The 8,953-nt window shown below is 53.1% G+C and carries 9 protein-coding genes; 5 read left to right on the top strand and 4 right to left on the bottom strand.

The features are described from left to right. Positions 1-573, top strand: a 573-nt coding sequence (queG, locus tag K5905_RS20040; protein ID WP_297586925.1) for a tRNA epoxyqueuosine(34) reductase QueG, incomplete at its 5' end; no start/stop codon positions are given. A gap of 131 nt (positions 574-704) precedes the next feature. Beyond that, positions 705-2,873 (top strand): hypothetical protein, encoded by a 2,169-nt coding sequence (locus K5905_RS20035; RefSeq protein ID WP_297586924.1) that lies wholly within the window; start codon positions 705-707, stop codon positions 2,871-2,873. Between the two features lie 478 nt (positions 2,874-3,351). Here K5905_RS20035 and K5905_RS20030 read toward each other — a convergent pair whose 3' ends face one another. Next, entirely contained in the window at positions 3,352-4,221 is an 870-nt protein-coding gene (locus tag K5905_RS20030) for a LysR family transcriptional regulator (RefSeq protein WP_297586923.1), read from the bottom strand. 247 nt (positions 4,222-4,468) lie between these two features. On the opposite strand from K5905_RS20030, the gene K5905_RS20025 reads away from it, so the two are divergent. Genes K5905_RS20025 through K5905_RS20015 form a run of 3 tightly spaced genes read left to right on the top strand, consistent with a single transcriptional unit; the run spans position 4,469 to position 6,712 of the window. Beyond that, complete coding sequence (locus K5905_RS20025; RefSeq protein WP_297586922.1) at positions 4,469-5,212, top strand: hypothetical protein; 744 nt, start codon at positions 4,469-4,471, stop codon at positions 5,210-5,212. Between the two features lie 12 nt (positions 5,213-5,224). Then, entirely contained in the window at positions 5,225-5,776 is a 552-nt protein-coding gene (locus tag K5905_RS20020) for an isochorismatase family protein (protein WP_297586921.1), read from the top strand. 24 nt (positions 5,777-5,800) lie between these two features. Then, positions 5,801-6,712 (top strand): NAD(P)-dependent oxidoreductase, encoded by a 912-nt coding sequence (locus K5905_RS20015; RefSeq protein WP_297586920.1) that lies wholly within the window; start codon positions 5,801-5,803, stop codon positions 6,710-6,712. A gap of 278 nt (positions 6,713-6,990) precedes the next feature. Here K5905_RS20015 and K5905_RS20010 read toward each other — a convergent pair whose 3' ends face one another. The 3 genes from K5905_RS20010 to K5905_RS20000 form a co-directional block, all read right to left on the bottom strand. Continuing rightward, the gene (locus K5905_RS20010; protein WP_297586919.1) at positions 6,991-7,875 is read right to left on the bottom strand and encodes a hypothetical protein; all 885 of its coding nucleotides are present in this window, start codon (positions 7,873-7,875) and stop codon (positions 6,991-6,993) included. Between the two features lie 283 nt (positions 7,876-8,158). Then, complete coding sequence (locus K5905_RS20005; RefSeq protein WP_297586918.1) at positions 8,159-8,572, bottom strand: GNAT family N-acetyltransferase; 414 nt, start codon at positions 8,570-8,572, stop codon at positions 8,159-8,161. 63 nt (positions 8,573-8,635) lie between these two features. After that, the coding region (locus K5905_RS20000; protein WP_297586917.1) for a hypothetical protein at positions 8,636-8,953 on the bottom strand (318 nt) is incomplete at its 5' end.

Below are 8,953 nucleotides of genomic sequence, written 5' to 3'. Positions count from 1 at the left end.
CAGGATCATTGCGGCTCGTGCCGGGCCTGTCTCGACAGCTGCCCGACAGATGCATTTCCTGCGCCCTATCGGCTCGACGCGCGAAGATGCATCTCCTATCTGACGATCGAACACCCCGGCCCCATACCTGTTGAATTCCGCAAGCCGATGGGCAACAGGATATACGGGTGTGACGATTGTCTGGCAGCCTGCCCGTGGAACAAATTCGCCGATGCCGCCCGAGAAGCCAAGCTGGTTGCCCGAAACGACTTGAAAAGCCCACAACTTGCGGATCTCCTGGAGCTTGATGACCCGGCCTTCCGCAAACTCTTTTCAGGTTCCCCGGTCAAGCGGATCGGGCGCAACAGGTTCCTGCGCAACGTCCTGATCGCAGCCGGCAATTCGGAACGCCCAAGCCTTCTGGAAAAGATCGTTCCGCTGCTGGAAGACCCGGACGCGACCGTCAGGGGCGCAGCCGTCTGGGCCTTTTCCCAGCTGGCACCTGCTGAGACGATCCTTCACCGGAAAACAGCCGCAATGCCAGGTGAAACCGATGAAAGTGTAAAAACCGAATGGCAAATATCCACGTCCTGATACCCCGCACGTGATTCGACCTTGTCCTGAGAATGGTACATAGTCATGGACAGGCCGAAGAAGTCTCCCTATATGCGATCTGACCTTGATTGACGCGGTCATTTCCGATCATCCGATTTGGAGCCAAAACATTGATTTCTCTATCCTCATATCGATCCATTCCCCGAACCGCGAAAGCCCGAGCCCAGCTTCTTTCGCTCAGTACCGCACTGGCGCTTGTGTCCGGATCAGCCTTTGCTGAAGACACTGGCCTTGCAGCGTTCAATGCCTATGTCGAGGGCTTGAAAAAGCTTGGCCTCCAGGTTGAAAACGGGGCGATCGACTATGATACGGGAAGCGACACGCTCACCGTTACCGACAGCAAACTCACCTTTTCAGGAACATTCACGGAAAGTCCGGAAGAAAAGCCGGACGCAACCGGAAACGACGATGCAACAACCAGCACACCGGCTGATCTGAAGCAACTGGACTATTTGATTTCGATGGTCTCCGGCACCGTCACCATTACCGGCCTGACCCACGACAACAACGAATTTTCCGCTGCCAGCTGGACCTATTCCGACGATACCGAGCTTCTTGTTACCGGAGAGGCCAAAGGGGCAGGTCGCCTGAAAATCGACGGCCGCCTCGCCGGAACTTTGGCAACAAACTACAGCTTCACCATGCCCGAGATCCCGGCTGAAGATCCGGATCACCAGGTTAGCCGGTGGCTGCCGTTCGTAAAAGCCACCTTGTTGACCTCCTATGACGAAGTGAAGGTCGACAGCACCGGTCTGACGATTGAAGCTTATGAAACCAGCGGTGATCAGGAAACGCTTGTTCTTTCCGGGACAATGCAATTGGACGGATACCGGATAGCAAATGCAGCTGACGGGCGCGTCGGAGAATATTCCATCGACAGCATGACCCAGAATTTGCAGACGCTGGACATATCCTCCGGTGGCATGCTTTCCCAGACAACAAGCCAGGGTAAGACAATTTACCAGGACATGGATATTGCCGCGTTTATCGACCTTTTCGATCCGGCCGTTCCTGAAAGCAGTGAAGAACGCACCCTCGTCGGCTCTGTGTCGGCTGTCGACTACACAAGCAGCCAGGAGATTGCCCCGGGTGTTCCCCTTCAGATAGATGTCGAGAAGGTCACTGGAACCAACTTCACTATCCTAAAGCGTGAAAACAGCCTCCTGTCACTGCTTGATGACCTTTTGAGCGCTCAGGAACCGGCGCCGGAAGAGTTGATCACCAATCTCTTCCAACTCTACCGTTCCTTTGCAATGGAAGATGCCCGGATGAGCGGCATCAAGGTGACTGTTCCACCCATAGTTTCACCGGAAGAAAGCACTGTTTCCATCAAGGAAGTGGCTCTGAGTGACATAAGTTCCGATGGTATCGGCGAAATGATGATGGTCGGGCTGGATGCGCCCAACCTCCCGGAAGGGGCCTCGGTCAAACTCGACTGGGCTGCAATCCGCGACATCGAGTTCGCCGAATATGAACCGATGCGCGCTATGATCGACACATTGGTCGCGGATCCAAGTTTTGGCGAAAACCACCCGCTGGAGGTTGCCCGTGCCTTCATGCCGCGTTCATTTGGCTATGAAGTGGAAAGCCTGCTTGTGAACGTTCCCGATGTGGGCCTCACCCAGATCGGCCAGGCTGAAATGAGTGTCTCGACCACCGTTCCACCTGTACCGACGAGCTTCTTCGTCAGAAATGACGGTATCCGGATTCCGGTAAAGGCCATTGAGGATGCCGAGGTCCAGGCTCTTCTACAGGAACTTGGCCTGGAGGAAGTCGTCTGGTCGGATGAAACCCGTTTCTACTGGGATGAAGCGACTTTGGAGCTGCGGCTGGAACGCCTGATGCTCGAAATCGAGGGGCTCGGTATGGCGGAAGCTTCCGCCCGCTTTGCCAATGTTCCCAAGGAACTGTTTGAAGATCCGGAAGGACAGGGTCAGATGGCAGCAATTGTCGCGCAATTTGTCGACGCCTCGTTCGTTTTCAGAGATGCCGGACTGACCACAAAGGGCCTGAAACATGTCGCCGAAGCACAAGGCATTCCGGAAAATGTCTTCCGTGAGGTACTGGTAAGCCAGGCCGTGGATGCAACCGCTCCGATCGGCAACGAAGCCTTCACAAAGATGGTCCAGGACGCTGCAACAAAGTTCCTGAACAATCCGAAGGAACTGAAAGTCACGATCGCACCGGCAAATCCTGTCCCCCTGGCCCAGATCCTCGGCAGCATGGCAGCTCCGCAAACATTGCCGGATCTTCTGAATATCAAGGTCGAGGCGAACTGAGGCTTTCGGCAAAAGCAGCAAATAGAAAGTGGCCTGGGCCAATAGCCCAAATCCAGAATTTGCCGTGAACAATGCGATCTCCCCCGTTAGCTCACAGGACTAACGGGGGAGATTTTTTTTAAAAGAACTGAAACATGTGAGATCCGGAGTGCCACCATCAGAAACCGCCATCGATCAAGTGCCATGAATGGCGGCTTGGATCTCATTGCGGATCTGCCTTGGGCCCAGTGCGACGTCGACCTTGGGGCCGGGAAGCGACTAGCGGGTTTTGGAACAGGCTTCTAGCAAATCGAACATTCGCACAAATCAGGTCGACTGTTGCTCCCGGCCAAAAGCTGACTTTCGTGCTCTGTGCAACAAATCACCGCTTTGAGCCCAGTTCAACCGATGCTGCAAGATCTACGAATGGCCGCTTGAAGGTATTTTCGAAATGTTCCCATACATTTACAGATCTAACCTGGTGGTTGCGGGGCAATCCTCAAAAGCGGGTTGCCAACCATTCACAAAATGCCGTTGATGCGCGTTTCTCGGCTGTGGCAGTATTTCGTTGGACGACGTAATGTGACTGACCGTTTGCGAACGGATCACCGACAATTTTGATAGTTCGACCCGCCGCGATGGCTTGCTGCGCAAACCGCTCAAACATAATGGCACATCCGTTCTCGGATGCTGCCAATTCACAGGCAGCTACAGAGGTATCAACGACAATGCGCGGGGAAATGTTGTCAGTTGGCAGGCCATTGGCAGAAAGATAACGCGCCCAATGGTCATCAAAGCCCAAGACGTGAATCGCTTCGAGCTGACCCAGATCTGCAGGACTTTGGATCTTCGTTGATGTTTGAATCCCGCAAACGGGTACGATCCGCTCGTCTGACAGCTTGACCATGCGTGGGTCAGATTGGTTCTGCGCGGCCAACAAAATCTCGACATCTACGGGATGTTTTTCCAGCTCGTTTTGCCACAGCGATGTTACAAGCTTGATACCGATGTTGGGATGTCCCCCCTGGAAGGCAGATAATTTCGGTGAAAGCCAGATGATCATCGCCGCAGAGGCGCGCACAATGATGGTTGTATCCAACTCTGGTCCGAAAAGCCCGCTTGTTGAAAACTCGATGTGTTCAAGGGCGTCACGCACTGAGATCAAGTAGGCCTGACCGATGTCCGTAAGCTGCAGACTTCTGGCACCGCGAATGAACAGGTTTTGCCCCAACTTGGTCTCTAGGCCTTTGATGTGCTGACTGACTGCCGTTTGGGTCAGGCCCAGTTCATGGCTTGCAGCTGTGAAACTAAGGTGCCGGGCGGCGGCGTCGAAGGTGCGTAGCCAATTCAAGTTGAGGTTCTTTTTCATCCCAATAGGATAAAAAATTTATGTTCATGAGAGCAAATAGTTTCGTTTTTCTTACTGTCAAAGCCCGCTTAACAATGGGAAGCACCTCAAATGTGAGGCCAGTGTTTAAAGGGAGAATACGATGCCACAGACCAGCCTCGGCACAGAAACAGACATGGCCCTGAACCTTGTCGATCTGGCACGCTACCCGATTGCTGATCTGGAGACAGGCGAAGGCGCGGAGTTTCTCAAAACGTGTCAGGACCATATGGAAACGCTCGGCTGGTGCAATTTGGATGGGTTCATCCGCCCTGATGCCCTTGTCGCCCTTGAAGACGAAGCGACCAACCTTTTGCCAGGTGCCGAGGTTCTGACCATAAAGCGAAACATCTATCAGGGTGCAATTGATCCAAATTTGCCTGCAGATGACCCCAGACGCCGCGAATATACCCATGTTGCGACTCAATTGGCCAACGACCAATTGCCCTCAAACACGTTGATCCAACAGCTTTATCAGTCAGAGATTCTCACTGATTTCGTCCGACGTGTACAAAAGAAGCCCGTGCTTTACCGCTGCGCTGATGAATTTCAAGCATTGAATGTTGTGGCACTTTACCCTGGCAGTTGGCACGCATGGCACTACGACACGACTGAATGCACAGTAACGTTGCTTTTGAAAGCTGCGGAAAGTGGTGGCGATTTTGCTTTCCTTCCCAATTCCCGCACCGATGAGACAGAAGACCGCGATGCCGTGGATCGCTTGCTAGAAGGTGACATGTCGCAGGCGCAAAAATTCGACCGGGGAGCCGGAACGTTCACGCTGTTTCGCGGCGGATATTCCTTGCATGGTGTTACCGAAGTGCGTGGTGCACATCCCAGAGTTACAGCAATTTTGACCTACGATGAACAAGAAGGCCGCGTCATTAGCGACGACATCAATGTGCGCATCTATGGCAGACGTGTCGAAAAAATTCTTAGCGATCGCAAAGCCGCGTCAGCACAGGCGCAATAAGGATAAACCTGAATGAAAACTGCTCTTCTCGTTATTGATGTGCAAATGGCACTCGCTCATGAAGACGCCGCCGGTGCCGCGCGATCATGCCCTGAAGCTTCCGAAAACATCGCACGATTGCTGTCGCAGTTTCGCGCTTCCGGCGACAAGATCATCCATGTCCATCACCATGGCATTGATCCGGATGATCCGTTTCATCCAGACGCACCAGGCGCTGCTGTTCAGCCATTTGCAGCGCCTCTGAACGATGAGCAGGTGATCATCAAGCACGTATCCAGCGCATTTGTCGGAACGACACTTCTGTCGGATTTGCAAGATGCCGGTGTTGAGCGCGTGATCATCTGTGGTGCAACCGCCAATCACTGCGCGGAATCGGCTGCACGTTCGGCCAGCAGCCTTGGTTTTGATATGGTCTATGTTTCTGACGCTGTTTGGGCCTACGACACAACGGGGCCAGATGGTGTGACCCATACCGCCAAGCAAATTCACTCAGTCACGCTCGCAAACCTTAACGGCGAATTTGGTATGGTTCAATCGACTGATGAAATCTTAGCCACCGCATAAAAACCTACCTTGGGAGACGAACACATGCGCATTGGCTTTATCGGGCTTGGCACGATGGGTGGGGCGGCGGCCCTGAATTTGATCAAAGGCGGGCATCGGTTGGCGGTTTGTGATCTGGACCCTGACCGTGCCAAACAGCATATTGAACTAGGAGCAACTTGGGCTGACACGCCCGCTATGGCCGCCAAGGGTGCGGAAATCGTCTTCACCATGGTGTTTGGTCCAAAGCAGATCGAACAAGTGGTGCGAGGTGAGAACGGGCTTCTTTCGGCGATGAGGGAAGGTCAAATCTGGGTCGATATGACAACCAACCAGCCCAGTCTGGCGCGGACTCTTGGCAAAGAACTTGCGAGCAACGGGGTCCAGGCGGTCGATGCACCGGTTACCGGTGCCGTTGATGGTGCGCGCAATGGAAACATGACCCAATTCGCCGGTGGCGACGAAGGAACTATTGAACGTATACGTCCTGTGATGGAGTTGATGGGCCCTATGCACTACATGGGCCAAAGCGGCAGCGGCTCGATCACCAAACTCGCCAGCAATCAGCTCTGGGCCATACACGCCACCGCGATGGGCGAAGCACTGGTCATGGCTGTGAAATCCGGCGTTGATTTGCCGCGCGCGTGGGACGCTCTAAAGATCGGGGCCAGCGAAAGCTGGTGCATGCACCATGATGCCCCGTCGGTCTTTGCTGGGCACTACGATCCATCCTTCACGCTGGACCTATGTCAAAAAGATTTGGGACTCATTGTCGAGGCCTGTGATGATGCTGGGACAGCAGCGCCAGCAACGCGACTGGTGCGCGCGCAATTTGAGGAAGCGCGACAACTTTACGGCGGCGAAAAAGGCGAACTGCATGTGGTCAAGCTGGAAGAAGATGCTGCGGGAGTGTCACTGCGAATGGATGGAAACTGGGTGCCTCATTGGAAGAAGTAATGAGGAGGATCCCTATCGGCGCTCTATCAAGGTCTCAGAAGAAGACATTGGCGTAACCTCAGCGAAATAGCGCTTAGTCAGAATCTCAGTCTTTTGTTCTCCACACAACGAACGTCCGGTTTTGGAACCTCGTCACGAGCCAATGTATGGCTGAAATGAAGGCACATTGTTGCCGTTCAGTACACTCGCAGCGAAGGTCGGTTTTGAGCCAGAGAGGAGACTGTCGGGAGTTGCGCGCCTTCTCGCAGCAAAAAAAGATGACCCCGGCCAACGTAAAATCAATTCAATCCGTTCAAATAACCTGACGCAGAACCGCTTCCAGACATGGAGAAAAAGACGCCGTTATCGCGCTCAGCGCTGTTTGACTGATTCCTGACCCTGTTCCTCAGAGCCTCTGCTGTAATGGATACTCCAACCTCAAGGTTTGAGTGGTGTTCACCAAGGCTTGGATCAATCAGGCCATGCTGGTAATCGTCCACAAGCGCTTCAGGGAGATCAACCAGCCAGAAGTTTTCATCAGACTGGAAGGACAGAAGGATCTTGTACGGGTCAATCCCGTGTTCTTTGATCATCGCCTCAATCAGAACCATGCCGTCATCAGGTGAAAGGCCCATCTCCTCACGAATGGCCCGGGGGGCTTCTGTATATCTGTAGGCGGGTGGCGCCCTGCGCGGCAGTCGAAAGAACAATGGTGGCTTTTCAAGCAGGCTGGGGCAGAGAGCACCAATTTTTTCGATGAAGACATTTCCGACACCGAAATCGTCGCCAAGAAAGGCAATCATGTGTTCAACCGATTTGAAGGCAGTGTGTTCGTGCCCAGCGAATTCGGCGGAATTGGCATCACCGATCCAAACGTCGTTCTGGTAATCGACATCCAAAAGCGTGAATTCACATCCGGTGATCCCGATGCTGAAATTCCATTGGTGCTCAAAAAGACGATTTACGTCTCCCGGATTGCGCATCAGGATCTTGATCCCAATGACACCAAATGGCGCTTCGCGTGAGATCATCTTTTGAACTGCGCCGTCTTGAATATCAAAGACTGTGGAGGTGTTCCACAAGTCGATGAGATGAGACTGGAACTCTGCACCTATCGTATCAATCAGTCTTTCAACGCGGCTCTTACTTGGTGACACATCAGTCTCCGGTCTCTGCTTGGTCACTCATTCTTCCAGACCAATATATGTCCTCTGTGCATCGTTAGGAACGCCCTGCCTTTAAAAAAAGCACCGCTGAAGAGGTTTGGAGAGTCCAGCATAAGACCTTCATCCGACCCACAATGAACGGCTATTCCACGCCCAACTTGTGAATTTAATCCGTCTGCGGTGAATGACGGCTTTCGGGATGTGTTTTCAAGTTACCAGTCGACCGAATTGGAAGCGCGAAGCTTTTGTTCTTGCAGAATGCAGCGAAGGCCTGCTTTGAGCCCGGAAAGGCATCTGAATGTTAGCTTGGTCTGGTCCAGCGATGCTCGATATTCATAAGGTTTGATTCGCTCTCGATTTCCCGGCCAATCTCGACGAGGCCCTCTCGCTTATAAAATCTCAGCGCGTGTAGGTTCTCTTCGCGATCTGCCTTGGCCATATCCAGCAAACGTTTGCCGATACCGGTGCTTCGCGCTTCGGCTACGACGTAGAGTGCACCGATATTGTCGTCATTTCGGGTACAGAACCCAACGATGCGGTTTCCCATTTCCGCAATCCATGCCAAATCGGTCCTGAAGATATCGCTCCAAAATCTCTGCATCGATTGCCGCTCATCCAGCTCGGCCATCCAGGGAGTTTCTGCCGCCCAATCGCGTAGAATGTCGACGCACGCGGCGACATCTGTTTGCTGTCCGGATCGGATGCGGAGGATCATGGAAACATCAATACAGTGTATTTTTGAGGCGGTCTACTTTCGTGTTGTGACCTATCAGGAAGGTCAGTATTGTCCGCAACTCGGCCATTGGTTTTGATCACAACGAATGTCGGCTTTCAGGACGAACCGCGAAAAATTGAACGTCCGAATTGGGCGCGCGGAGCGGTCGTTTACAAAACGTACAGCGAATAAGTGCTTTGTCCGCCAAATCGACCCTCGCAGCGAATGCATCGGGTGGCCGCTTTGATCGTGAGGATTGTTCAAACTTACTTCCAGATGGTCAGCTTCATCATTTTGGAAGACATGGGAATACAAACCGGCCACACATCGACCAGGGGCGGCTAGACCATTTTCATTTTGGGCGGCCAAACTGAAAATGGT

It is taken from the genome of Roseibium sp., assembly GCF_025698965.1.
In the GTDB taxonomy this organism is placed as follows: domain Bacteria; phylum Pseudomonadota; class Alphaproteobacteria; order Rhizobiales; family Stappiaceae; genus Roseibium.
This window is presented reverse-complemented; position numbering and strand designations above follow the sequence as displayed.

Coding starts and splice junctions, on each gene's coding strand:
- K5905_RS20030 (WP_297586923.1), bottom strand. CDS start 4,221: ATGAAAAAGAACCTCAACTTGAATTGGCTACGCACCTTCGACGCCGCC.
- K5905_RS20025 (WP_297586922.1), top strand. CDS start 4,469: ATGGAAACGCTCGGCTGGTGCAATTTGGATGGGTTCATCCGCCCTGAT.
- K5905_RS20020 (WP_297586921.1), top strand. CDS start 5,225: ATGAAAACTGCTCTTCTCGTTATTGATGTGCAAATGGCACTCGCTCAT.
- K5905_RS20015 (WP_297586920.1), top strand. CDS start 5,801: ATGCGCATTGGCTTTATCGGGCTTGGCACGATGGGTGGGGCGGCGGCC.
- K5905_RS20005 (WP_297586918.1), bottom strand. CDS start 8,572: ATGATCCTCCGCATCCGATCCGGACAGCAAACAGATGTCGCCGCGTGC.